The sequence below is a fragment of the Amycolatopsis antarctica genome (genome assembly GCF_002262875.1).
GTDB classification, from domain to species: Bacteria; Actinomycetota; Actinomycetes; order Mycobacteriales; family Pseudonocardiaceae; genus Amycolatopsis; species Amycolatopsis antarctica.
Genome location: NZ_NKYE01000009.1, coordinates 128817 through 154420, shown reverse-complemented (window position 1 = coordinate 154420; position 25604 = coordinate 128817). Strand labels below are relative to the sequence as shown.

The window sequence follows — 25604 nt, the reverse complement described above, 5'->3', positions numbered from 1 at the left end:
AGTCGGCTCCTGTCACGAGATCGTTGTGCGATGGCCGGATTGCCAGGTACCGATCGCGAGTTCCATGGTGATTCCCGGGCCGAATCCGGCGATCAAGCCGATCTGCCCCGGCTGTGGCCCGGCGGCGACGATCCTGCGCAGAACGTCGAAGACGCTGGCCGAGGCGATGTTCCCGTAGTCCTGCAGCGTCGCCATGCTCATGGCGAGAGCCTCGGGAGCCACTCCGCCGGGATCGCGCAGCGCGTCCAAGATGCGCGGGCCTCCGCAATGGATCGCGTAGAAGTCGAGGTCGGGCAGGTCATGCCCTTCGTCGGACGTGAACTTGGCCAGCACCGGCATAGCGTCACGGAACGCGCCGGGCACGCCCTTGTACAGCCTGAAGTGAAATCCGGTGCTCATGACCTCATAGGAGATCCAATCCTCTGTGTGCGGAATCAGGTGCGATCGCCTCGCCTGGAGTAACAGGCCGGGAACCTCCCGGTCTCCGCGGACAACCGCCGCAGCGATCGCGTCACCGAAAAGTCCGTCTGAAAGGAGATTTCCCACCGCCTGGTCGGCTGGTTGGAATAGGAGAGAACAGAACTCGCAGGACACGATCAAGACGTGCGAACCCAGGTTCGCACGACAGTAGTCGTACCCGCGATTGATCGCCGCTCCACCAGCCGCGCAGCCAAGCTGCACGATGGGTATCTGGGTCGTGTCCGACCGAAAGCCGAGTTCGTTGATCAACCAGGCGGTCATCGACGGCATCGAGTAACTGCTGCAAGTGACGAAGATGATCGCGTCGATGTCGGCGACCGTGAGGCGCGCATTGTCCAACGCGGCGAAGATGACCGGCGGAACTCTGGTCTTGGCTTCCTGGTCGAAGATCTGGTTCCGGTGCCCGAAATCCGTGTCGCGGAGTGTCTCATCGACCGGCCTGATGAGATGCCGCTTGCGCACCCCGGTGTTCTCGATCATTCGGGTGGCCAGCTTCAAGTGCGGATGCCCGGCGAACAGTCGCTGGCCTATGTCTATCGTCTCGGCCTGGGTGATGATGTGTTCAGGCACGGCTACCACAGGTGGACAGAGCACAACCACAGTCAATACCTCCCGCGAGCACGAGCCATGCGCACATGGAAGAGGCGCAGGGAATTCAGAGCGGCGAGATCAACCTAGGCGCGCGCTTTCTAACGAGACAATTAGCTATGTCCGAACGTTCCCGGGATCGGGTAAAGTCGCGCATTCCGGATGTCGACCTGCGAGCCAGCCGCATCGCCAACGATCTTCTGTACGTCATGCGGCGGGGCGCTTCCTGCCCGGCGCGCTCCGGGTGCCTGCGGTGAGCCGGGCCAGCACGGCGATGAGCGCGGCCAGTTCCTGCGGAGTCGGCTCCCTCTTGGTGATCCGAACGGTGTCGGCCACGGGTGGTTCCCGTGTTTGCGGCTGGGTTGCTCCCGGCACTTCGCGCGCAGCACCCCGTAGCGGCTCGATGGCGGCGGTATGGGTAACCGCCGGGTCGATCACCTCGTCGACCTGACCCATTCCGCCGCGTAGTAGGGATTGCTTCAGCTGGTCGCGATACTCGGAGATCGTCCGTTTGCGGGTGAGTTCGGGATCGCCGGACGAGGCGATCTCGGACCGGAAGATCACGTTCGTCACGGCCTCGGCGCCCATCACCGCGATTTCGTTCGTCGGACACGCGAGCGAAAGGTCTGCGCCGACGGAGTTCGAGCCGAGCACCGTGAAGGCGCCGCCGTAGGCCTTGCGGAGGACGACCTGGCCCCTCGGCTCCGTCACGTCACAGTAGGCGTACAGGAGTTGCGCGCCGTACCTGATGGCGCCACCATGCTCTTGGTCGACGCCGGGCAGGAAGCCTGGTACACCGACCAGCACCACGAGCGGGATACCGAAGACATCGTAGAAGCGAACGGATCTGGCGGCTTTCTGCGCGGCGATGCTGTCGAGCACACCGGGCAGGTATGACGGCTGATTCGCGACGATCCCGACGACGTGTCCGCCCAGCCTTGCGAAGGCACGGACGATGTTCTTGGCCCGTCGCCCGTGGACGTCGAACAGCTCGTCGTCGACGACCCATGCGGGAAGTCCATCACCTGGTAGGCGTGCTCGGGTCTGTCCGGCACCGTGTCGAGCAACGCGTCACAGCATCGGCCGGCCGGGTCCGTTCAGGTCACCGCGGGCGGCGCACGGGAGAAGTGAGAGCAGGTAACGGACGTCGGCCAGGCAGTTCTCCTCGTCTTCGTACACGAACGACGCCAAGCCGGAACTGCCACTTGTGGGGCATGCCGCCATAGCCGGTCAGCGCGGTCACACCCTTCGGTATTCGCGCTCTGGCGCCGTCGCACAGACCGACGACGGGTGCCGCTCGCCGTGACGGCCACGTCCCAGGATCCCTGCATTCCCTCGGCGCACCGCAACACAATCCGTGCTCGCGCGGCCAACGCCTGCGATGTCCTCCGGCGCCGGCGAAGGCCTTCGAGTTCGACGAAGGACCCCGCGTCGAACAGCTTGCCCTTGCCATGGCGGTAGCGAAGACTCACTTCCCGGACGAGCCGCTTGAGGGCGATCAATTCGGCGACCGCCCGGCGCACGGTCGTCGTCGACCAAGCCCGCGGTGTGATCGCCTGATTTGAGAGTCGTCACATTTTCTCCTTGCAGTGGGTCGCCGTGCGCTCCCCCCGACTCGGAGATGTCAGTCGGCGCGGACCGCCTCCACGGCATGCAACGAGCCACCGACGGGCGTGGTGCCGACGAATTCCAATCCGCAGTTCGCGAACAGTTCGGCGAACTCGTCGACCGTGCGCTCCGCGCCCGCGAAAAGCGTCCGCATCATGACGTCGAACGTCTTGGCGAGGCCGTAGGCGTTGTCCGGGAAGAGCACCCGCTCGAACAGGACCAGCCGGGCGCCGACGGGCATGGCCTCCCGACAACGCCGGAGGATCTTCTCGGCCTCCGGCGTCGGCCAATCGTGAATGATCGACTTCAACAGGTAGAGATCGCCACCGGCAACCACCTCGGCGAAGAAGTCGCCCGCGACGACCTCCAAGCGGTCTTGCAGGCCGTGCCGGGCGCGATTCTTCTCGGTTTCGGCCGTGACGTGGTCCTGTTCGAAGACAATCCCGGTCGCCTCCGGATGCTGGCCCAGGACGGCGCAGAGCAACGTGCCGTCACCTCCGGCCACATCGACGATGCGTCGGTACGGCGAGAAGTCGTAGCACCGGAGGACGTCGTCACGTTCGCAATTGCTCAGGTCGGCCATCCCTGCGTTGAACAGGGCGCCCAGTTCCGGGTTTTTGCGGTAGTACTCGAACTGCGGCGTGCCGTGGACCAGTTCGAACGACGACTGTCCAGTGAAGAGGGTGTGGTCGGCGCGGTCAAGCGGAAGGAACAGCACCTTGTGCAGCGACAAGATCGATCGCAACGACTTCGGATGGTCCGAGCGCAGCAGGGTGCCGCGCTCGGTTAGCTCGAACCGGCCGTCCGGCAGCTCCCGCACCACGTCATGGCCCGCCAGCACGCGCAGAAAACTGCGCAGCGCCGACGGCTCGGCCGCGGTCCGTTCGGCGAGCCACTCCACGGTGACCGGCGCACCGTCGAAATGATCCGCGACGCCGACCTCGGCGACCAGCGACAGTACCTTCGCCGTGATCGCCGCGTGCCCCAGCAGCAACAGCTCGTTCGCGTCATCGATGTCAGCGGTGGTCATGACGGCCCTCCTGGGTTGGTTGAGCACAGCATCGTGGACCGCTTCCTGGTGGACAACGGGATACGACCGAATGTTTGGATAACCTGCCCCGATGTCCTGCTGCCCAGGTCAGAAGCCTGCTTCCGCGAGTGGGCGTTCGGCTGTGAGCGGCATTCCCTCGCGGAACAGCGTCGTACTCAGCCATTCGGCGACGCGGTGAGCCGCGTACGCCCCGCCGCTCTCAGCGTGCTGAGCGACCGCCTCGCGGACCTCGATCTTGGTGCGCTCGTCGAGCGTGCACCCGAGCGCCGCGAGCCTGCTGGACGCCAGCTGCGCCAACTCATCCGTGGTGTGTTCGGCCAATCGCAGGTAGTCCGCGAACGTGCTGGTCAAGTCGTCGTGCTGGCTACCGAACACGATACCGAGCGCGTCCCGGACACCAAGTGCGACCACCACCTGATGCGGGTGGTCACGCATCGCCCGCGCGAGCGCGGCGCCCGCCTGGCGCCAAGCGTGCTCATGCGCGGGCGGCTGGTCGTCGACGAGCACGGTCAGCACACTGCCTTCGGCCCTGGAGAAGGCTTCCGCAACCAGTGCCCTCTCCTGGCCCAGCCACTCCGGCACGAGGTCGTCGGCGAACGACACCGGCGTCAGCGCCCCGGTTCGCACGACGCCCACTTCCACCAGGCCCGCCGCGTAGCGTCCGGCGAGTTCCCGGCGACCGGTGCCTCGTGGCGCTTCAATGACCACGCTGGCAGGCCCACCCAGGGGCTGCGGACCACTGGCCGCCAGCGCTTCGAGTCTGCCCAGCAAGCTCGCGCGTGCTTGCTTGTGGCCCACCATCGCGGCCAGCCGCCGGACGGCGCGGCTCTCACCGAGCGGGCTGCACCCGGCGGGTTCCGGTCCGCGCAGGTCCAGGGGCTGCGCCGGCGGTTCGCCCTCCGTGACGATCGTCGGCTGTCCGAGGTCCGCGGCGGTCAGCGTGGACAGCGTGGAACCTTCCGGCTCCGGCTCCTGCGCCAGCCGGGAGGCCTGGTTGCTCACCATCGACTCGAATAGTTGCCGCGCCACCCGGCCGTTGCCGAAGGTCTTGCCTTTGGGCAACCGGTCGAAATAGTCCCGCACGGCGGCCACACCGTCGACGCTGAGCTGGTACTGGTGCTTGTGACACAGGCCGGTGGTGATGGTGACCAGCTCGTCGACGCTGTAGTTCGGAAACTCGACGGTTCGGGTGAACCGCGACGCGACACCCGGGTTGGACGCGAGGAAGGTGTCCATCTGTTCGGAGTAGCCTGCGACGATCACTACCAGTTCGTCGCGGTGATCCTCCATCAACTTCATCAGGGTGTCGACCGCCTCCTGCCCGAAGTCCGGGCCGCTGCCGCCGGACTGGCTGGTGAGCGTGTACGCCTCGTCGACGAACAGCACGCCACCGAGTGCCTTGGTGACAACCTCGGTGGTCTTGATCGCCGTACCGCCGATGATCTGCGCGACCAGGTCCGCCCTCGCCACCTCGATCAGGTGCCCATCGGACAGGATGCCCAGCTCCGCGAGCACGGCGCCGTAGAGCCGCGCGACCGTCGTCTTGCCGGTGCCGGGCGGTCCCGCGAACACCAGATGCCTGCTCATCGGCGGCATCGGCAGGCCCATTTGCTCGCGCCGCTGGCCCATCTTGATCAGATTGACCAGCGCGTTGACCTCCTGCTTCACCCCGGCCAGCCCGACCAGTTCGTCGAGTTCCGCCAGCGGTCCGGACTGCCTGCGCCGTTGCTTGCCCGGCGACTTCCGCGTGGTCTCGGGTTCCTCCGACGCAACCGGGACGGTGCCCGATGATTCCGGCCTTTCGCCATACTGGTCGCCGGAGATGTTGCGCACCACCAGCCCCGAGGACGCTGCCACGTCTCGCAGCGCCTCGCCGTCATTGCCCTGCACCTCACAGTCGGCGATGACGACGGGTAGCTCGGAGTCGACGCGGAAGCCGCCGCCCCGATTGTCGAACACCTCGCACGAAGTCACGTCCGCGCGGGCCCGCTCGATCGAGACGCCGTAGCCCCCGCTAGCGTGCATCCGGCACCGCTGGACCGACGCTACGGCGCCGTCCGCCACCCGCAACCCATCCCCCACGGCCTCGCCGATCTCGCTGTCCAGCAACGACAACCAGCTGCCTTCGCCGCCTACCACGACACCGCCGCCGTGTAGCCGGAGCGCGGTGAGCGACACCCGGCCACCACTGCGCACTTCGATACCGACCGGTCCGCTCGTCGAGGCAACGATCTCCGTGCTGTCCAGCCGGCCGCCCTCGGCGGCCTGCAGGGCGACCGATGCGCACTCAATCGACCCGGTCGACAAGGCCACCCGGGCCGAACCGCTGACGACGATCCCGTTCGCGCGCCCGTCCTTGACCCGCAGGTCTGCCATGGCGGGCTGGGCGCTGCCGGCCACGCGGATCGCCACCTTCTCGGGTCCACGCACCTCCATCCGGTCGACGGTAGGCGTGCTGGATCCGTCGAACAGCATGCCTACCGCCGTCCCGGACACCGAACACTGGGTGAAGCGCGGACTCGCGTCGTCGGTCACCCTGATACCGATCCGGCCGGCCCGGTCGATCCGCACGTCGCTGAGCACGGGAGCCGACCGGCCCGCGATGTGCACCGCCGGCCCCGCGGTGCTCGCGAAGACACCACCTGAGAGGGTCACCGCGCCCGTGGTCGAGACGTAGCAGCCGACCGCGCCGCACTCGCGCACCGTGACGTCGGTCAGCTCGGCACGGGCCTGCTCCTCCATCACCAGGGCGGGCTTGTCCACCTGGGTGATCTCACACTCCTCGAGCAGTAGCCTCGAGTTGCCGTTGGCGCACACGCCGTTGCCCTTGGCCTCGGTGATCACGCACCGCTGGGCCACGACCTCGCCGTCCTCCACGACGACGAGCCCGGACGACCCGAGTCCGGCGAACCGCGTGTCCAGAATCGTGTTGCCACCCGCGGACATCACCACGACGCCCGCGCCCACCGGATTGGCCAGCGTGCAGCCGCGGATGGCCAGGCAGCCGGTGCCGCGTGCAAGCACGGCTGTCCAAGCCCGGCCCGCCACCACGCATTCGTCGATCGCGGCCTCACCATGCTGCACGTCGACGACCGGCAGGTCCTCCGACTCACACGACAAGGTCAGCCCGCGCAGCCGCACTGCTTCCGCCCGCACCACGATGGTGCTGGCGCCGACGCCGTGGACGCGCACCTCACCGTCGCCATCGGCGACGACGGACACCACGCAGCTCAGGTCCAGGCACTCTTCGTACCGCCCGGGCGCGACCATGATCAGCGCACCGTCGTCCGCATCGACGACAGCTTCGGCGATCGAGGAATAGGCACCCGGGCGACCGGGGGCAACCACCAGCCTCTGCTTGCTCATCCTGTCGCCTCCCGCTGCTGTGATCCGCACCCCAGCCTGGCTCACCACGAGGTCACCAAACCCGGGAGCGAGGACAGCCGCGCCACGGTCGCGTCCGGCGGAGTCGCGCCGGAGAACCCCGGGGTGTCCGCGACCCGTTCCAGGCCGACCGTGGCCATGTCGTCGTAGTGGAGCGCGGCCGCGTTCACTCCGTCATCGTCACCGGCTTCCGCCGCCCCACACTCACGCAGGACGATGCGATGCCTACCGTCCGGCGTGTCGGCCCGCTCCATGCCGAGCAGCTTGAATCGGGTTCCCGGCGGGAAGATGACCCGCTCGTCGAGACCCGACGCCTGCGGTTCCAGCCCCGTGGTGCGCCGCCCGCTCAGCGACCAAATGTCGATGTCGCAGTTGCCCGGCCAGTTGCCGGGACCGGTCGGCAGGCAATTGACGAAACTCCAGTCCGCGAACCGCGGGTTGTCCTGATACCAATCCAAATGCTCCGGCTCAACCTGTGCCCGCAGGCTCACCCGACCCCGGTGCGTGCCGAGCCGGCGCAGGCCGGCCACCACACACCGGGCGAACGGCACGTGCGGCCCGACTGTCGCGGTGTGCAGCGCCTCGTCTAGCGTCTCGCCCTCCTCGGACAGATACAGGCGCAGCGCGACCAGGTCGGTGATCACGTCGCGATCATGACCCTGACTGCGCAGACCGGGCTGTTCCGACAACAGACGGCCCGCCGAGGTGGACAGGTTGTCGAACTGTCTGCTCAGCGTGCGGCGCAGCCAGGCTCGTTCTTTCTCGATGCCGGTCGCGGGAAGCAGAGCCGCCGCTTCGGGCTCCGGCACAGGCTGGGGCCGCACGCCCACGGTCTTGCGCTCGGTCGCCAGCGGGCCGTCGTTATGGCTTGCCTCGATCTTCGACCCAGCCGTCTCGGTATCCGTGGTGTCCGACTCGTCGTGGTCGTCGAGCCCATCGTGACCAAGCCCGAGATCGAGCGACGCGTCGTCGTAGTCCAGCGTGCTCTCCAACCGGACCCCGGCTGCCGCAGCCAATGGTGGGGCGGTGGAACGGCGCTGGCCGGCAGGCTTCCCCGCGGTGGAGATCCGCTCGGTCGGCTCCGACTCGTGGGCCGGCGACGGAAGCGGACGGGCTGCGGCCTGCGCGCCCTGATCCGGCGCCAGCCGCTCTGCGATGCTGCCCACGTCGGCAACGGCGGTAGCAGTCCGTTCCTCCGCACCGGCTTTCGCGACCTGACCTACGGCTGTGTCATCCTCGTCGGTGGACTCGAGGCCGACGTCGGAGTGGGTGGCGACCTCCGCTGCCCGTTCCCGGACAAGTCCGGATCCCGTGTGCGTCGCGCCTACCTCGGCCGGGACCGCAGGTTGGTCGCCTTCCCACACCAGGTCTGCTCGGCCTGCGGCCGCCGAGTGTCCGTCGGACATCCGATCGACGGCGGGCATCGCCACTCCGCCGGCCCGGCCGAGTCGCTCAGCGGTCCGGCGCACGGCGCCACACGCGATGCTGGACGCGGGAAGCAGGCGGCAGAACGGCTGGATATCGGCATCCAGCCGGGCTATCACGTCCTGGGCCAGCGTCCGCATCCGGGAGCTGACGGCTTCGGACTGACAGTCGTAGACGAACCAGAAGTGCGCGGGATCTAGCGGGGTGGCCCTGACCGCTTCCGATTGCACCGCGCCCTCGGCGGGCCGCAGCCACAGACCGCCCTGGACGACCTCCAGCGCCGCGTCGGGGGTGTACTGAAACACACCGGAGCTGATCTCCGGTAAACCCTCCAACGGCGTGTCATAATCGAGCACCGTGGGCAAGGTGGCGACTCCCCCGGTCATCCGGCGCGGGTTGAAACCGAGTTCACGGACGAACGGTCGCCAGCCCAGCGCTCCGTTGGGGTGCACGATGCGCACGACCGAGCCGTCCACACCTTCCAGGGGCATGCCCTGCGAGACGATGACCGGCTGGTCGACGACGTCGGCGATGGCCTGGCCGACACTGACACCCGGCGGCAGGTTGAGCGGACCGAACCGCACGAACCGCACGTCCCGGCGTGCCTCCGGTGGAAGATTCACCCACAACCGGGCGATGTCGTCCAACGGCAGCGGCACACTGCCGGGGCAACCCAACACCACGGCGAGTCGGTCGCGCTGCACCAGCATCGCCTGGGCGAGCAACCTGCGATGGTCCTGCGTTCCCGGGGCGGTGTGCATGGACCTCAGCCACACGCCGCCCGGGATCGGTTCGGCCACGCCCCCCGAACTGGTCGGCCACGGGTGGTCGACGGCGATGCCCTCCCAGCGCGGCCGAGGGAACCGCTTTGCCTCCCACCGGGGCGCCTTGCCCGGTGTGAAGCGCACCCACCCCGACTCGGGTCCCGAGTGAACGAACAAGGTGCCCGCGGTTCCGCGCACCACCATGCCGTCCGGCGCGTACACCGTCCGGCGCAAGCGCTCGGACAACCACTGGCCGGTCATCGCGGTCATCCCGTGCGAGCGGGCGCCAACGACCAGCCGTAGTCCGCGCCGACGCTTGGGCAGCGAGGTGGCAACCGCCTCCCACATCCACACGGGGCAGTTGTCCGGCAGGTCCAGCACCACGATGTCGTTGTCCGGGTCCTCCGCGATCGACCACGCGAGCGACTGTGCGACCTCGCTCATGTGCCCACGACGGTGCACGACCATGGCCCGGCCCATCTGTTTGCACTCGATCTGGCTCGCCGCCGTCGCGCCACGCACCTGTGTCGTCTGCCTTGCCATCGCTAGCCTCCTCCGGTCCCGTTCTGCGTCGACACAGCGGCGATCGACAGCCGGACGCCTGCGGGCAGCGCGTCCAACACGACGTTCGGCACGACGCGCGGGGTTGCCGACCCGTAACCGAGCGCGACGGCCTCCCGGTCACCCGCGAGCGAGTACCGGACGCCGGGCTCGGTGATGAGCACCTGAGTGCTGGCCTGTTCCTGATCCGCGACGGAGGCAGGTACTGCCAGCATTCCGCCGCCCGGTTGCAGAGCGACGGCGACCGAATCCAACGTGCCCGGCCGCAGCACACGAGGGTCCACGAGGGACAGCGCAGGGGCACCGAACGGCACCGCGGTGGCGCACAGCGCAGCGCCGTCCGGCCGCAAGTACCGCATGTCCCGCAGGTCGGGCATGCGCCCCACCAGCGAGGTCTCGCTTCGCTTTACCTCGGCGACCTCCGACGCGGTGACCGTCCGGACGTTGTCATCCTCGGCCGACGACAAAGCGAAGTCGGTCGGCGACAGAGCAGCGAGGCCGTCGGAGAGCATCAGATAGTACCGCGCCCCACCCCCGTCGACCCGGAACAGCTCACCGACACTGGTGTCCGAACCCGCCACTGGAAGCGCCGCAGCGCCTTCCTGCGGCGGGCGGTACGGGGCGACCGGCGCGGCCAACGGCACCGTGTCCAGCCACACCTCGCTGACCGGGACGGGAGGGACCGCGTCCATTCCCAGCGCCGTTTCGGCCGAGCGATCGGTGACCGCGTGGCGGCGGCCGTCCGCCACCAAGTACCGCTCGCCGTCCGGTCCGACCACGGACGCGACGTCCGGCACCGCCACCGGCGCGGCGCGCACGGTGGCGTCGAGCACCACCGTCGTCGCCGCGTCGTTTGCCTTCGTCGGCACGCACATCAGGATTGGGCCGGGGTGCAGCGCGGACGCCCGCGGCAGCACCTCCGGGGCGTCCAGCAGCCCGAGCGGCGCACCGCGCGGCACGCCCGCGAGCGACTTCCCCGGCACCGAGACGATCTTCAATCCCTCGGTGGCCAGTGCCGCGGAGGCCAGGTTGCGGGTCGGTCGCAGGACACCGTCGGCGAACACGTACCTGCTGCCGGTCTCCTCCTCGACGATGATTGAGCCCGGCTCTCGCCACGCCGTGCTGGCGCCCGGTGAAAGCAGCCCGAACACGAAGAAGCCGCCGGCGCCGAGAATCAGCACGACGACCCCGAAGATGACGCCGACGGCGGCCCGGCGGGCGGGCGCCACCGCGCCGGTGGCGTCACCCAGTACCAGCGCGGCCGCGAGCCGACGCTCGGTGAATTGATGCGCCTGGACCTGGTCCTTGGCTGACTGCACGTGCCCTCACCCACCTAAGCCACGGAAGAAGGAGTACAGACCGAACAACTGGCCGAGCATCGGCACGATCGCCACGACCGTGACGACTTCGAGCACGTCGCCGACGCGTCGCCACATCGGCACCGGCGCGCGCGACATCAGCCGCACGGAGGCGGCGAGCAGGGCGACCACCGCGAGCACTCCCAGCGCGATCAGCAGCCAGAACATGAGCGATCCGGCTCCCAGGAGGGCCTTGGCGTACAGTCCGAGCGCGCTCACCGCGCCCGCGAGCAACACCGGCCCGCGCTGTGCCGCCGGAACGAACCCGCGCGCCCGCGTCATCAGTGCGGTGGCCACCAAGCCGATGAAAACCAACGGCGCCCACCCGGGATGGCTCAGGACCTCGCCGACACCGAGGACGATCACCAGCGAAGCGGACGAGACGAACATCGTGACGTACCCCGCGGCCCAGCGCGCGCGGGTGCGCACGGTGTCCGCTGGCTCGGGGTCGATATCCTGCTGCAGTTCCTCCGCCGTGCGCGGCAGTTGCGGGCCCTGGACGCGGGCCATCCGCAAGGCGAACCGGGAACAGCCGACCAGCACGACGAACCCACCGGTCACCACGGCGCCGGCGGCCCCGAGCGGCGTCACGCCGCCTTCGGTGACCAGCAGCACCAGCAGGCCGAGCCACAACCCGGTCAGCACGACCCCGCCGAGGACGGTCACAGCGCGGCGGACCTGCATCATGATCGCGGCGCCGACCGCACAGGCCGCCGCCACACCGGCGATCGCGAGCAGGAACGCGGACACGTCGTCCGGTGCCGTCACGATGCCAGCACCCGCCGCGAACAGCGCGGCGATCCCGGTGAGCAGCATCCCGAGCACCGGCTGGTCTCGCTTGCGGACGAGACCGTAGGTGCCCGTGAGCGCCAGACCCGCAAGCACCAGATGCGGCACCGGATTGCGGACCGCCGCGACCAGCCCGACGGCCACGATGACAGCCATGACGACGGCCGCCAGCAGACAAGCGACCTTGGTGAACAGCGGGCGCCACAGCTCGCGCCGGGCTCTGATCGACTCGGCGAGCCCGTCGGGCAGGTCGTCGTAGGCGAGTTCGGGCAGGGTGTCGTGGACCGGGCGCAGGTGCAGTTGTTCGCCCTCCCTCAGGTCGGCGGAGCCGACGGTGCATTCGAGGTCCAGCGGGGCGCCACCGAGGCGTTGCAACACCCAGCCGCTACCGCGTTCCGCCTCGGGAACGGTGTGCCAGACCAGCACGGGCAGCAGTCCGGCGAGTGGCACACCGACCGGGACGGCCAGGTCTGCGGACCCGAACGGGCTGGTGACGGTCATCCGGCACACCTCGGTGCGACCTGCGGATGCCGCGACGGTTACGCTCACGTGCCCTCCTTCAGGGAACTCGCGAAGCCACCTGTTCGAAGACGTCTGCGGGTCATGCGCCCACCAGCCCCGTCTGCACCAGCCGAACCTCGCGCCTGGTCACCAGCTGGGCCCGGCCGGGCGGCAACTGCCGTGGCTGGGCCTCTCCGAGGAACTTGCCCTCCTCTTTGGGATACGACAGGACCAGACCCGGCGTGCCCAACTCCCACATCCGCCGGATCACCGGGTCCATCGCGGCGCGCATCGCCCCGGACGTGCTGCGCGCGAGGACCACGTGCATCGAGATGTTCACCCCGCGCGCGAGCAACGGCAGCATCGGCTCCAGCGGCGACTGCACCCCGCCGGGCGCCAGCAGGTCGTAGTCGTCGACCAGCATGAACAGCTTGGGGCCGGTCCACCAGTCGCGTTCCTTCAGCCGCTCCGGTGCGATGTCGGCGCCAGGCAGCCGCTTCTGCAACGACACCGCAGCGCTGGTGCTCAGCTCGGCGAGCGTCTCGGTCGAGATGGCGTAGCCGATCCGGTACGGCTCAGGCACCATCTCGTACAATTCGCGTTCGGAATCGCCGAGCAACAGCTTCGCCTCGTCCGGGCCGTACCGTCCGGTGACGTGGCGGATGACCAGACGCAGCAGGTTCGTCTTGCCGGTTTCTGTATCGCCGAACACCATCAGGTGCGGCGTGCTGCCGAAGTCGTGCCACACCGGCCCGAGCCGGTTCTCGTCCCAGCCAAGACACAGCTTCTCGCCGTCGTCAGTGGGCAGCCGCGACGCGGGCAGCATGCCGGGCAGCAGCCGCACCGACGGTGCGGACTCCCCTGTCCAGAACGTGGCGATCTCCTCGACGGCGCTCTTCGTCGCTGTGGTCAGGTCGTCGGTGCCACGTCCACCGTCGAGCCGGGGTAAGGCACTGAGGAAGTGCGCGGCGTTGCCGGTGAGGCCGCGGCCGGGCTGTTGCGGGATCGTGCTGTTCTTGCGGGAGCCGTGCTCGGACTCCATCGCGTCGCCGAGGCGCAGCTCCAGCTTGGTCCCCAGCGTGTCCCTCAGTGACGGTCTGATCTCCGACCAGCGGGCCGCCGAGACGATCAGGTGGATGCCGTAGTTCAGGCCGCGCGCGCCGATTTCCTGAATGCGTTGCTCAAGGTCGGCGAAGTCCTGACGCAGGGTGAACGCGCCGTCGACCAGGAGGAAGACATCGCCGTAGGGATCGTCGACCTCGCCACGGGCGCGGGCCTGCCGATAGGAGGCCATGGAGTCGACGCCGATGCGCCCGAACGTCGCCTCGCGCCGTTCGGACAGCTGCGCCAGCTCCTCGACCGTACGCAGTACTCGGTCGCGGTCGAGGCGAGAGGCCACCGAACCGACGTGCGGCAGTCCAGCCAGCGCGGCGAGCCCGCCGCCACCGAAATCCAACGCGTAGAACTGCACTTCGCGCGGCGTGTGGGTGAGGGCGAGCGAGAGCACCAAGGTGCGCAACAAGGTCGACTTGCCGGTCTGCGCGGCACCCGCGACGCCGACGTGGCCGTCGGCGCCCGAGAGGTCGACCATCAGCAGTTCACGCCGTTGCTCGTGCGGCAGGTCGACCATGCCGAGGGGAACCCGCATGCGTCCGGTTCCCTGGTAGGCCGAGGCCATCAAGCCGCGTTGCATATCGGGCTCGATGCCGGGGAAAAGCGAGTCCAGACTGGACAGCTCGGTCAACGGCGGCAGCCAGACCTGTCGGGCCACCGAGCCGACGGCGCTGAGTCTGCTGGTCAGCACTTCGAGCAGACTCGGCAGGTTGTCGTCCTCGGCCTCGGCAGCGTCGCCGGCCTGGTCGACCAGTGGTTCCGGAACCGTCTCCAGGAGCCGCTGCGTCATCGGCCGTGGATGCACCTCGAACCGGACGACCTCGCGGGCGGCCTGTTCCGATGTCTCGGCGGCCAGCCCCTCGGCCGGAGGCGGGCACGGCCCCGACACGTAAGCGGCCTTGAACCGCACCAACGTGGCGTTATCGACTTTCAGATAGCCGTTGCCGGGGGCGGACGGCAATTCGTACGCCTTGGACACGCCGATCACGCTGCGCGACTCCATCGAGGAGAAGGTGCGCAGCGCGATCCGGTATGACAGATGGCTCTCCAGCCGGTGGATCCGCCCCTCGTCCAGCCGCTGCGAGGCGAGCAGCAGGTGCACGCCGAGCGACCGGCCGAGCCTGCCGATCATGATGAACAGCTCGATGAAGTCCGGCTTGCTGGTGAGCAGTTCACTGAACTCGTCGACGACGATGACCAGCGTCGGCAGTGGTGCCAACTGCTGGCCCGCGGCGCGCGCCTTCTCGTACTCCAGCAACGACGAGTAGCCGCTCTCCCTCAGCAGCTCCTGCCGACGGATCATCTCGCCGCCGATGGAGTCCTGCATGCGGTCGACCAGCGGCAGCTCGTCGGCCAGGTTCGTGATCACCGCCGAGGTGTGTGGCAGCGCGTCCAGCCCGAGGAAGGTCGCGCCGCCCTTGAAGTCGACCAGGACGAAGTTGAGGATCTGCGAGGAGTGGGTGGCCGCCAGCCCGAGCACGAGGGTGCGCAGCAGCTCGCTCTTGCCCGACCCGGTGGCCCCGATCACCAAGCCATGCGGCCCCATGCCGCCCTGCGCGGACTCCTTGAGGTCGAGTTCGACGACCTCGCCTGCCTCGGTCACCCCGATCGGGACCTGCAGCCTGCTGCGCAACGGAAGCCTGCCCCGCCACGTGGCTTCGACATCGAAGCCGTGGACGTCCCGCAGCCCGAGCAACCGGACCAGGTCGAAGTCGGCCTCCAGCGCCTCGTCGGTCAGGTCCACCATGCCACCGGTCCGATACGGGGCCAGCACCCTGCTGAGCGTGTCGATCGCGGACAGACCCAACGCGTCCGCACGCACCGAAGCCGTCTCATCCCCCGCCACGAACTCCACCGCGCCGCCGGCCACCTTGAGGCGCAACACCTTCGGTCCGCCGGGCAGTTCACCGGTGGCGTCCAGCAGGACAACATTGCGCAGCCCGGCGCCGTGCAATCGCGACTCCTCCGGCACCTGCGCACCGTGCGCGACCACGACCAGGAGTGGCTCGCCCGCGCTCGGCTGGGCGCTCTTGTCGTGGTCACCACGATCAGCGAGGTCGGAGCCAAGGACGTCCAGGAGGGCCTCGTGGTCGCCCGCGAACAGGCGCAAGGCACCCGCTTGGTCGTGTTCGGAGGGGTGCGCGCAATGCGGCAGCCACTTGATCCAGTCCCAACTGCCCCGGTGGTGCTCGTCCGCGAGCACGGCGATGCGCAGCTCGTCCGGCGAGTGGAAGGTAACGAGCTGGCCGAGCATCGCCCGGATGAGCGAGCACGCCTCGTTGCCGTCGCCTTCGAACTCGATGCTGGTGAAACTGCGCATCCCTACCGAGATCGGCAGGTCCGACACCGTGCGGTACGCGCGGGTGAAGCGACGCAGCGAGATGGCGCTGAGCGGTTCGAGGTCCTCCACCGGCTTGGTCTGCGGTGCCGCGAATTCCAGGGCTGCCGACCGGGCGCCGATGCCGATGCGTACCCGACCAAAGTCGGGGTGGCCCGGCCTGCGCTCCCACATCCGCGGTGTCCCGGCGATCGTCCACAGTTTGCCCAGGTCCGGGTTGTCCCACAGCACCGCCGCCTGCTGTTCCTCCGCCGCTCGGCGGGCGCGCCGGCGCAGCTGAGCCAGATACCGGAGGTAGTCACGCCGCTCGGCCCGCATCTTCTTATTGCGTTCCGACCCAGCACGGACCACCTGCCCAAGCGTCATGCACACCATGGCCAGGCCCATCGTCCCGCCCATCAGGAACAGGAACGGCGATGCACCGGAACCCATCGAGAACATCAGCGCCATCGCCGCCACGCCGAGTCCCATCGGCAGGAACATGAACAGGGAACTCATATCTGGCTCTGGCGGTTCGCCGAGCACCGGCGGCTCCTGCAGCTCGACCTCGCCTTCGGGCATCGGCGGGCCGTCAGCACGGGGCGGCCGTCGGACTACGACCGTGTTCATCGGTTGCCTCCCGCCTCTGCGCCGCACTCGCGTGGTCCGGCGAACGGTGGTCTCGTGTTCATTCCAGGACGCCTGGGGTGATGCGGTCCTTGCCCCGCCAGCTGCCGCCGTCCTCGTTGAGCAACATCGCGAACTTGGTCGGCCCGCCCGCCGCGGGCGGCTTGTCCTCTGTCTCCGGTTTCGCCTCCGATTCGTCCTCCTCCTCCTCGACGCCGTCCCAGTCCCCGGAGCGCGGCATGGCCGCCAGATCGAACTCCACCGACTGGACCTTGGTGGGTTTCCACGTCGACCGTTGCCGGCCGTCGTTCTCACCTTCGTTCCGCGCGGTCACCGGGGACACCGCCTGCTCGTCGGGCTGCCCGTCCTCGGCGACACGGCCAAGCGTCCAGCCAGGACCGCTCTGTCCCGCGCCATCCCAGGCGTTCGCGCCATCGGGTCGGACGGCATCGGATTCCGCTGCGGGCGGGCCGACCACCCGCGAAACGTCCTGCGGCTCGGGCGGTGGGTTCGAACTGTCGTCGCCACCGGTCTCGTCTTTGCGGCGGCGTCCACTTCGAGCGCCCGCCACTCCAGCCAAACCGGCCGCTGCCATAGCCGCGGTGCCCAGCGCGGTGGCCGCGTCCGGTTGCTCGGTGATCCCCGCAGCCGCCGTCGCAGTCTCCCCCGCCGTCGGCACCGCATCCGACGCAGGCGCTTGGGCAACCTCGGACCAATCGTCGACCGGTGCGGCCGACGGGCCGCCGGTCGTCAGGCTCGGAGCGGCCGCCGTCAGCGCGACGCCCACGTCGTCCAGGCGCTCCACAGCGTCGTCGGAGCCCGTCAGACCGGACAACGCACCGGTTCCCGCGGTCGCTCCGGTGATGTTCTCGCCGGACAGAACGTCATCCATGGTGGCGTCGTACAGCGGGGAGGTCTCCACCCACGGTTCGCTGTCGCCTTCGATGAGACCGGAGGCGTCGGAGCGGTCCGCCCCGGCCTGTTGGTTCGCCGGCATGCCGCCCATGCCACCCGTCGGGGGCATGAACGGCATACCACCCATCCCCTGTTGTCCCGCCCCGGTTGCCTGGTCCGCGGCCGCAGAGGACGCGCCCGCGTCGCTCGCCGTGGGGACTTCGGCCGGACGATCGGCGTCCGCCCCACCGGCGCCGCCGACGTCACCGGCGCTGCCGACGTCACCGGCGGCGACGGCGTCCACATCTGCGGCGCCGGTGAAGGGCGACACGTCGCCGATGCCACCAGCACCGAGGTCACCGATGCCGCCCGCACCGCCGCCGAGTGCCGCGTCGTCGAACTGCCCCGGCTCGAAAGGACTGACCGGATTCAATTGCCGGTCCAGTGCCGGATCGACCTTGCCGCCCAGGCCGGGCGCGGACCCGAGCCCGGACCTGGTGTCCGCACCCGAACCGGCGCCCGCACCCGGACTCGCGCCGAGCCCGCCGAACGGCGACACCACGCCCAAGCCGAGGCCCGATCCCGCGTCACCGAGCCCGCCGAACGGCGACACCGCGCCCATGCCGAAGTCCTCCGCGCTCAAGCCCGCGCCGGCCCCGCCACCGAGGTCGCCGCCGAGCCCGCCGAACGGCGACACCGGTGATGGCGCGCCCAGCGCGCCCGACCCGTCGGTGGAGGAGAAGGGAGTCGCCTCGCCGCCGGCGCCGAGATCCCCGCCGATGCCCGCGGCGCCAAGGCCGTCAGCGCTAGCGAACGGCGTCAGCTCGCCCACGCCGAAGTCTTCCGCGCTCAAGCCCGCGCCGGCCCCGCCACCGAGGTCACCACCGAGGCCAACGGAAGCCGGGTCGAACTCCGTGACGGGCCCGCCGCCGGCGTCCGAACCCCCGAGACCTCCGGCCAGGAGATCTTCCGAGGTGAGACCGGACGGCGATCCGCCGAGGCCGCTGGCGGTCCCACCGATGCCGATCGGGGGCTGGACCGGCGCGGTGCGGGGTACGACCGTGACGGAGTAGTTGCCGACGAGCATGTCGAGCTGGGTCCGCATATCCGCGTTCAGGAGTTCGACGATGTCCGGTCTGCGAGAGACCGGAATGAGGCCGTTGGACATGGGGGTGACGCCCACTCGGCGCGCTTCACTGGCGTAGTGCGCGTCAATGGCGTGCACGTTGGCGATCGCCCTGGTCAGGGCGTTAGCGTTGTCCAGAAGTTGTTGCGGTACGGCGTTGACGCGCGCGTCTCCGCCGCCGAGCCGGTCGGCGTTGGTGCCGACCCCGGCTGAGAACTGGCGCATCATGGCGAGGAACGTCTCCGCAGCAGGGCCCTGCCACGGGGAGGTCGGCCTGCCCGCCACGGCTTCGGCCTGCGCGGTGAGCGCCTCCGCGACGCCGGTTAGGGTGGCTTGCACCTGGCTGAAGACGGTGGCGGCCTGACGCAGGCTGTCCGGACTGCTGACGGCAGTGGCCATCGCTTCTGCGCCGTCGCCGGTCATGTTCGTCCCGCCGGTGATAGCGGCCGCGATTTGCTTCCAATCCCACTGCGCGTAGTCCGCTACCCCGGTCGAGGAGTTCAGGTCGGCGAAGATGCCGTTGTCGGTGGAGGAGAACCCGTTTCCGTCATACCTGTCGTCATCGTCTGGCACTTGTGGTCCTCCCATCGCCGTAGTGCGAGTGAAACCGGCCCGCGGGTGCGCTGGACAACGCTGCACCCGGCGGGCCGGGGTCGGTAGACGTTCGTGACGTCCGCGAACGTTGCTGTCAGCTCTCCCGCGTGGAGGCGGTGGTGGCCGAGCCGCCCGTTGCCGTCCCGGAGCCGGTGGCCGAAGCCTGCTGGACGCCTGAGTCGGTGGCGACCGGCGGCGCGGCGGCGCCGGAACCGCCGCTCGCCTGCGTGAACTCACCGGCGGCCTCGGCCATGAGCCGTTGGACGTCGGTGGCGGCGAGGGTGTTCTGCTGGTCGGTGCTGGTGTACCGGGCAGCCATCGTCTCCATCGCGTCCCGGATGTCCACCACGCCCTGCAGGATGCTTGTCAGCGTGAGGGTCAGCTCGCTCTTCAGGCCGCCATCGCTGTTGGCTCCGTTGATCGCGGTGCGCATCGCCGTCGCGTGATAGAAGCCGCCCGGCCGGATGTCCACCCCGCGCAGGTCGTCGATGGCGCGACGCAACGGCTCCTCGAGCGAGGTCATCGAGTTCGCGACGTGCCTGATGGCTTCGACGCTGACAACTGTCTGCCCGTCGCCGCCATCCGCGGACCCCGACCACACCGGCGGGTTGGGCACGCGGACTGGCGCGGTCTCGTTCACCAAGTCGACCGGGACAGTCACGTTGGCGTCCTCGAACGCGACGGCCGGGTCCAGGCGGACCCCTAGGGCGCTGGCTGCTAGGACGCTGGCTGCGGACTGCGCTCTCTCAGGCATGAGTTACATCTCCGGAGGTCGGTCAGAAAAGGTCTACGCCGGTGCGCTCGGCGTTCTGCATGTTGTCGCCCATCCCCCGCAGCGAGGTCTCAGCGCTGCGCAGGGTGACCGGCAGCCGTGCTGCCGCGGCGTCCCACTGAGCCTTGCGCTGGGAATAGGCCTGGCGTGCGTCGCTGGTCCACTCGCGCAGGCTGGACTCGGTCTCGGACTCGAGGTTGCTGAGAATGGTGTTGATCTGCCGGTTGATGACGTCGAACTGCGACAAAACGCTGTTCACGACGGCCCAGTTGATCGTGTATGTAGGCACGGGATCACTCCTGTCTTTCGTGAGGACTACAGGCCCGCAAGGCCGCCGGAGGCATTCATCGTCTGGACCGCGTCCTGTGCCGCCTGAACGTTCGCGTTGTTGGTCTGCGTATAGGTGTCGATGCTGTTGCGCATGGATTCCTGTAGGCGGGTCAGCGCCGTTTGGATCTGCTCGTAGTTCGATGTCCAGGAGTTCAGAGCTCCGTTGAACACCTCTGCGGCCTCTCCGGTCAGTCCGCTGGTCAGCCGCACCTGGGCTTCCTGGAACTGGCCGAGTTGTCCGCGCAACTGGCTGGCGGCATCGGAGATGCGCTCAGATGCTTGTTGCATGCCCGGAACGGATACGGAGGCTTCAGGCATCTCTGCTCCCTCGAGGTTCGGTACGTGACAGGCGCCGACGTGCTCGGGCCGTTGGTATGCAGATATGGATAACCGTCGGCCGGCGGCGACGGCGAGTGCAGGCGCCGCATCTCGTACCGCCCGTACCTCAGAACTTGCCCGCAAACGCGGACGGAGCGGCAGCCGTAAAGAAACTGTTGAGTCTTACCGCTCACCCTGCTGACATCGCCCAGTTCTGTGGAGGTCGCGATGGACAAGACCAAGGTCGCGGTATACGCGGCAGACCCGCTCACGCACGCAGGAATCAGCAGACTTCTGCGGTCGACTCCCGGTCTCGAACTCGTGACCGGAGAGGCGGCGGTCGATGCGACCGTCACCGTCGTCGTCCTCGAAGAGGTGGGAGAAGGCCAGGCCGCCGCCCGAGCCGTCCTGCGCCAAGTCGCGCGCCAGGTCAGCAGCCCGGTCGTGCTGATCACCCCGCACGAGGGCAAGTTCGACACGGACGGTTTGGCCGGGCTGCCGCTCGGTGCCGTGGTCTATCGCGAGGCGGCGACGGAAACACGCCTGCTTGCGGCCGTCCGCGAGGCGGGCCGGGCCACCAGCGCGCCAGCCGTTGAAACGGTCTCGGCAGCGCCTGCGCACCCGATCCGCTCGTCGCCGAACAAGCCGCCGTCGCCATTCAGTGAGCGTGAGAAGGCGGTGCTGCGTCTGCTTGCGGACGGTCTGGACACGGCGGCCGTGGCGAAGCGGCTGATGTTCTCGGAGCGCACGGTCAAGTACATCGTCCACGCGCTGACGTTACGGCTAAAGCTGCGCAACCGATCGCACGCCGTCGCCTATGCCCTGCGGTCCGGAGCCATCTGAGGCCGCCGAGCGATCAGAAGATGACGAAGTCGTCCGGGGTGACCCGCTCCAGCAGCATCGTCGCCTCCCGCATGTGTTCCTGGGAGTCGTAGGAGCCTGCCACGAACTGACGCAGTGCCGTAGCCGCCTGACTGTGCGCGTAGAGAAACGAGATCAGTCTGTCTCGTGCCTGCTGGCTCCGTTGTAACGGCACCTGGCTCGCCAGCTGGTCCATGACGGCGTCGAGCTGGTCGGCCAGCAGAAGATGGGTGAAGGTGTCGTCGAAACCGACATCGTTCACCGCGTCACCGTCGGGTGTCCCTGCAGTCACTTGAACCACGCTACGACGGAAGCCAGGACGATCGCATTGCCGCGGGCACACTCTGCCCCGCCGTCCTGGCCTGCTGGCGTGCAAGGACGTGCCGTCTGCCCATCCGCCGGTGATTCACTCGTCCTGACTGTCCGTCCGTGGCAACCAACGCGGGATCTCCCTCCGCCGCAGCAACAGATCCGAACGGGACGTCTCCGGGGAACCACCGCCGCCGGCCTCGGAGTCCGATTCTGGCTCGCGCTGGGTGCTCGCAGGAGCCAGCTCGTCAACCCCAGCATGCGGAACCGCGCGGATGGCGCGCGGCACAACGGACCGGGCTTCGCCGGACGCGCTCTGGGCGTCCGATGGTCGGTGCCTGTGTTGCCGGAGGTACTGCCTGCGCATGTCGTCGAGCATCCGCTCCGGGACGGGGTGACCGGCAGGCGCCACGATTGGCGTCTCCGACACGTCGTCCAGCGCGACGTCATCGCCCCTGGTCGACAACACCGACCGCAGCCGGGCCAGATCCGCGTCGGGCCGCGCTGCGTCGGTGACGATTCCGCCGAAGCGGTTGAGGACTTCCCAGCGCAGCAGGCGGTCCGCCGCGGACCGGTCGTCACCGGACATGTCGAGCGTGAAGGCGCTGTACAGGTCGTGCAGCCGCATCGGTGCGTTGGCGTTGAACACCTCGGGAACCGACAGCAGGACGACACCATGTTCCTTGGCCCAGTCGACCAGCGCGCGCGCTCGACGTCCTGCCGCGCTTCCCGTGGGTAGCCGCAGATCCTCCCTGACCGTGTCGGTCCACAGGACGGTACGTACTTCGGACCGGTTCTCCACTGCGTACCGGCCCAGCCTGCGCAGCGCGGGCAGCGGCGCGTCGACGGCGTGCACGATCGCCGATACCGCCGAGGGCCGCCCGTCGACCAGTACGTTGAGGGTCAAGCCTGGGCGGTGCCGGGCGCGACCAGGGTCGAGTTCACCGCGAATCGGCTCGGCCGTCGCGGCGAGGTCGAGTTTCTCGAACAGCAGTCGAGCCTGGTGCGGCGTCGGCGTCGTGTAGTCGTAGCCGCGCAGGAACGAAGGTGGGGCAGCCGGCCGCGGTGTCGAGTGCTTCCATGGAACACCCGGAGGCGGCGCCGCGAAGCGCTCACGGCGGCGCGTCGACTCCGTGCCGCCGGAGGTGCCAAGGGTCGCGGCCCGGTAGCAGTCACCTTCCGCCAGCAGCACAACGGTCTGACCGGAGCCCTTCGGCCGCCCGTCGTACTCAGTGGGCTCGAGGCGGGCCTGCCGCCACGGCAGGTCGGGTCGGTCCGGCACGGGGCCGGGTGGTTGGTCGTCTACGACGATCAACCGCACACCAAGGGCATCCGCAGCCGCCTGCGGCGTCATCGGGACGGTCTCCACTGCCACGCCGGACGCGGGCAGGTCGGCGTTCAGCGCGTCGGTCAACGCACGGCTGAAGTCCTGAACGGCGGCCAGGCTGAGCACGCCGTGCGGCGTCCGCAGCCGATCACCGCTACGGACGTAGGACTCCTTCGGTGGCTCGACCGCCGTCAGCTCGGCGTCCAGCGGAAGGCCGAGCCGTTGCGCGTCCGGTCTCCTGACCAGGAACCGCATACCGTTGCGGACAGTGGTGGTCCGCCACTGCGTGGCTCCGTTCAGGTCGATCCGCGGCGCCTGCCCCCCGGCCAGTGACGGGCGCGCGGCGCGCACGACCGAATGGACACCGGACAGCGCCACGTTCAGTCCGGTGACCACGGCGTTGGACCGGCCGAGTCGAACACCGAAGTCATACTCGACGTCGGCCCAGTACTCGAGGTAATCGTCCTCCGGCCTGGTCGACGCTGCGGGAAAGTGCGGCCACCTCAGCGTGAACTGCCCGGGACCGTTGGCCGGAGCCGAGGAACTGACGCCAACGCCGCCCGCGACCCGGTTCGCGACCCCTTCGCCGGAGCCGTCCGCGCCGATCGTGGTGGTGTCGCTCTGCCGAACACCCGTCATGCTGGACATCTCCAGCCCCTGCTCGTGCACCAGGTGCCTGCGGCCGGGAGTCGGTCGGGCGTTGACGACCCGGAGCCCCGCGGTGATTGTGAACGTGCGTTCGGCCAGCGGGCTGTTGTCGTACAGCGGGATGGTGTGGCCGAAGTCCTGGACTCGCAGGAACATCCCTCGCAGCATGTCCTCGTTGAGGAACTCCTCGAGCTGGGCCTGCCCGACGGTGCCCGCACCGAGGATGCGGTCGCCTTCGCCGAAGGCCGTCCCGGTCCGGCCTTGCGCCACGCGGCGCACCTGCTCGGCCAGCGTCCGCACCAGGTCCGAATGTCCCGGCATCGCGGAGATGATCGCCGTGTGGTCAAGTCTCACCTCGCCAGGCCGGGATTCGCCCGGCACTCGCTCCCACGGACCCGTGTGGACGGTAGCGATAATCGGATCCGGCGGTGTCAGCGGCGCCTCATCCTCAGGAACCTGCAGGCGGACGACGCTTTCCGTGGTGCGTAGACGCTCGGGCACGACTACCGCGCGACTCTCCGGGGCACGGTCGGCGGGCGGCCGCAGCAGCGCGGCGGACAGTGTCCGGAACAGCTCGGCGCGGACATGGTGCTTAAAGACGGAGACGGTGTAGACGGCAGGCACGTCGAACTCTGCCGTCGGTGCGGTGCTGATCGCGACCTGCGTGCCCCGTGTCCGCGACACGACGTCAGCACGGTTAACACTGGTATGGGTGCGGCTGCCTTCGCCCGCTCCGCCGCCGGTGGCGTTGGACCAGCCAGCCGAGGCGTACTGCATGCCTGTCCGCCGCCACGTGGTCGCCACCGCCCGCTGATCGGTGGGCCGCCGCTCCGAGGACATCGTGACCGCCGGGTCTGTACGGATGTGCGCCGCACGGCCGTAGTCGAGGTCTGCCGTGATTCTCACCTCGAGGATCTCGACCCCGCCGAGCACCGGCCGGGGCACCGACATCGCATACCCACCGAAGGCGGCCAACCTGGTCGCCGCTGGCGCGTTCGCCGGCCGCAGGAAGTGGTCGAGAACGGGTGCCGTCCCGCTCAGCTGCCTGGCGAACTCCGGCGCGACCTCCTCGACCGCCTTGCGCACGCGCTCCGTGACATCGGACCAGTTGTCCACGCGACGCACCTGCACGTCCCCGAGAGCGCCTTCGGGGTTGGCACTGCCCGGCAGGTAGCGGACGGGTTCGGGCGCCCGCGCGACGGTGTGCTCCGGTATCGCGGGCAGCCCCAGTTCTGCGACGACGCGGGTGGAGATCCACAGGTCGGCCCCTGACGGCACGACCACCGTGGTCGCCGCCGACGCAGGAGCGACCGTGAGTTCGTGCACCGCGCTCCACCCGTAGCCCTCGACCGTCACCTCGAGGTCGGCCGTGTACAACACGTGCGGATGGTCGTCCGTCTCGGTCCAGACGGAATTCTTGATCGGTACGTGGCCGCGCACCGATTCCCAGCCGCGCTCAGTGCCTAGACCCACATCGAGCAGGTCGTCCAGCCGCAGCCGCCCGGTGACGCCGAACGACCTGAAATCCACCGTCGCGGTGTCGACGATCCCATAGCTGCCGTGGATCCGCTGGGACGCGAAACGCCGGTCGAGGTGGATCGGCCGGGCGTTGAGCAACCGCGTTCGCACCCGCACTCTCGGTGCCGACCGCTGGACCACATTGTCGTCCGGGTCGGGGTGGACGAGCCATTCGTGCTGGTGCAGCCGGGACCGTAGTTCGTGGCCGAGCACCGGCAGGTCGGGCATCGTGGTGCTCCGCGGCGCCACCGCACGCCACACGCGATTGATCGCGTTGCGGATGTCCTCGACGCCGCGCACCAACGCCGGCGCCGCGTACCCTGCGGGCGCCCGTAGCTCCG

The 25604-nt window shown here is 69.0% G+C and carries 15 protein-coding genes (1 of these 15 only partly in view); 1 reads left to right on the top strand and 14 read right to left on the bottom strand.

The window, feature by feature from the left end; genetic code table 11:
• Positions 1 to 12 precede the first annotated feature (12 nt).
• The 12 genes from CFN78_RS16520 to CFN78_RS16460 form a co-directional block, all read right to left on the bottom strand.
• A complete protein-coding gene (locus tag CFN78_RS16520) occupies positions 13 to 1050 on the bottom strand; it encodes a type III polyketide synthase (RefSeq protein ID WP_240519496.1) in 1038 nt (345 codons plus the stop codon).
• 225 nt (positions 1051 to 1275) lie between these two features.
• Positions 1276 to 2025, bottom strand: coding sequence for an acyl-CoA carboxylase epsilon subunit (locus CFN78_RS29520; RefSeq protein WP_240519503.1), 750 nt, complete (start codon positions 2023 to 2025; stop codon positions 1276 to 1278).
• 667 nt (positions 2026 to 2692) lie between these two features.
• Positions 2693 to 3706, bottom strand: a complete 1014-nt coding sequence (locus tag CFN78_RS16505) for a methyltransferase (RefSeq protein WP_094863709.1) — start codon at positions 3704 to 3706, stop codon at positions 2693 to 2695.
• Positions 3707 to 3814: 108 nt separating this feature from the next.
• Positions 3815 to 7093 (bottom strand): right-handed parallel beta-helix repeat-containing protein, encoded by a 3279-nt coding sequence (locus tag CFN78_RS16500; RefSeq protein WP_094863708.1) that lies wholly within the window; start codon positions 7091 to 7093, stop codon positions 3815 to 3817.
• A gap of 41 nt (positions 7094 to 7134) precedes the next feature.
• Positions 7135 to 9843 carry a hypothetical protein gene (locus CFN78_RS16495; protein WP_094863707.1) on the bottom strand — a complete coding sequence of 903 codons (2709 nt, stop codon included), beginning with the start codon at positions 9841 to 9843 and terminating at the stop codon, positions 7135 to 7137.
• Positions 9844 to 9845: 2 nt separating this feature from the next.
• A complete protein-coding gene (eccB, locus tag CFN78_RS16490) occupies positions 9846 to 11180 on the bottom strand; it encodes a type VII secretion protein EccB (RefSeq protein ID WP_094863706.1) in 1335 nt (444 codons plus the stop codon).
• A gap of 6 nt (positions 11181 to 11186) precedes the next feature.
• The gene (gene eccD / locus CFN78_RS16485) at positions 11187 to 12557 is read right to left on the bottom strand and encodes a type VII secretion integral membrane protein EccD (RefSeq protein WP_133116370.1); all 1371 of its coding nucleotides are present in this window, start codon (positions 12555 to 12557) and stop codon (positions 11187 to 11189) included.
• Positions 12558 to 12609: 52 nt separating this feature from the next.
• A complete protein-coding gene (gene eccCa / locus CFN78_RS16480; protein WP_094863704.1) occupies positions 12610 to 16569 on the bottom strand; it encodes a type VII secretion protein EccCa in 3960 nt (1319 codons plus the stop codon).
• A 58-nt stretch (positions 16570 to 16627) separates the two neighbouring features.
• Entirely contained in the window at positions 16628 to 19159 is a 2532-nt protein-coding gene (locus tag CFN78_RS16475; RefSeq protein ID WP_094863703.1) for a WXG100 family type VII secretion target, read from the bottom strand.
• A 115-nt stretch (positions 19160 to 19274) separates the two neighbouring features.
• Positions 19275 to 19841, bottom strand: coding sequence for a hypothetical protein (locus CFN78_RS16470; protein ID WP_133116369.1), 567 nt, complete (start codon positions 19839 to 19841; stop codon positions 19275 to 19277).
• A 115-nt stretch (positions 19842 to 19956) separates the two neighbouring features.
• The gene (locus CFN78_RS29160) at positions 19957 to 20241 is read right to left on the bottom strand and encodes a WXG100 family type VII secretion target (protein ID WP_165777579.1); all 285 of its coding nucleotides are present in this window, start codon (positions 20239 to 20241) and stop codon (positions 19957 to 19959) included.
• A gap of 26 nt (positions 20242 to 20267) precedes the next feature.
• Positions 20268 to 20600, bottom strand: a complete 333-nt coding sequence (locus CFN78_RS16460) for a WXG100 family type VII secretion target (protein WP_094863700.1) — start codon at positions 20598 to 20600, stop codon at positions 20268 to 20270.
• Positions 20601 to 20828: 228 nt separating this feature from the next.
• On the opposite strand from CFN78_RS16460, the gene CFN78_RS16455 reads away from it, so the two are divergent.
• Positions 20829 to 21443 (top strand): helix-turn-helix transcriptional regulator, encoded by a 615-nt coding sequence (locus CFN78_RS16455; RefSeq protein WP_094863699.1) that lies wholly within the window; start codon positions 20829 to 20831, stop codon positions 21441 to 21443.
• Between the two features lie 13 nt (positions 21444 to 21456).
• Here the strand turns inward: CFN78_RS16455 and CFN78_RS16450 are convergent, their stop codons facing one another.
• Together CFN78_RS16450 and CFN78_RS16445 are read right to left on the bottom strand one after the other, a co-directional pair.
• Positions 21457 to 21753, bottom strand: coding sequence for a hypothetical protein (locus CFN78_RS16450; RefSeq protein ID WP_133116368.1), 297 nt, complete (start codon positions 21751 to 21753; stop codon positions 21457 to 21459).
• A 114-nt stretch (positions 21754 to 21867) separates the two neighbouring features.
• On the bottom strand, positions 21868 to 25604 hold the 3' end of the coding sequence (locus CFN78_RS16445; RefSeq protein WP_133116367.1) for a hypothetical protein. 26863 nt of this gene lie beyond the right edge of the window; 3737 of the gene's 30600 nt are visible here — the last part of the coding sequence; the start codon falls outside the window, past its right edge; it ends in the stop codon at positions 21868 to 21870.

What these genes read in the sequence shown, in the direction of transcription:
- CFN78_RS16505 (WP_094863709.1), bottom strand. Translation starts at nt 3,706, where the DNA reads ATGACCACCGCTGACATCGATGACGCGAACGAGCTGTTGCTGCTGGGG.
- CFN78_RS16500 (WP_094863708.1), bottom strand. Translation starts at nt 7,093, where the DNA reads ATGAGCAAGCAGAGGCTGGTGGTTGCCCCCGGTCGCCCGGGTGCCTAT.
- CFN78_RS16495 (WP_094863707.1), bottom strand. Translation starts at nt 9,843, where the DNA reads ATGGCAAGGCAGACGACACAGGTGCGTGGCGCGACGGCGGCGAGCCAG.
- eccCa (WP_094863704.1), bottom strand. Translation starts at nt 16,569, where the DNA reads ATGAACACGGTCGTAGTCCGACGGCCGCCCCGTGCTGACGGCCCGCCG.
- CFN78_RS16460 (WP_094863700.1), bottom strand. Translation starts at nt 20,600, where the DNA reads ATGCCTGAAGCCTCCGTATCCGTTCCGGGCATGCAACAAGCATCTGAG.
- CFN78_RS16455 (WP_094863699.1), top strand. Translation starts at nt 20,829, where the DNA reads ATGGACAAGACCAAGGTCGCGGTATACGCGGCAGACCCGCTCACGCAC.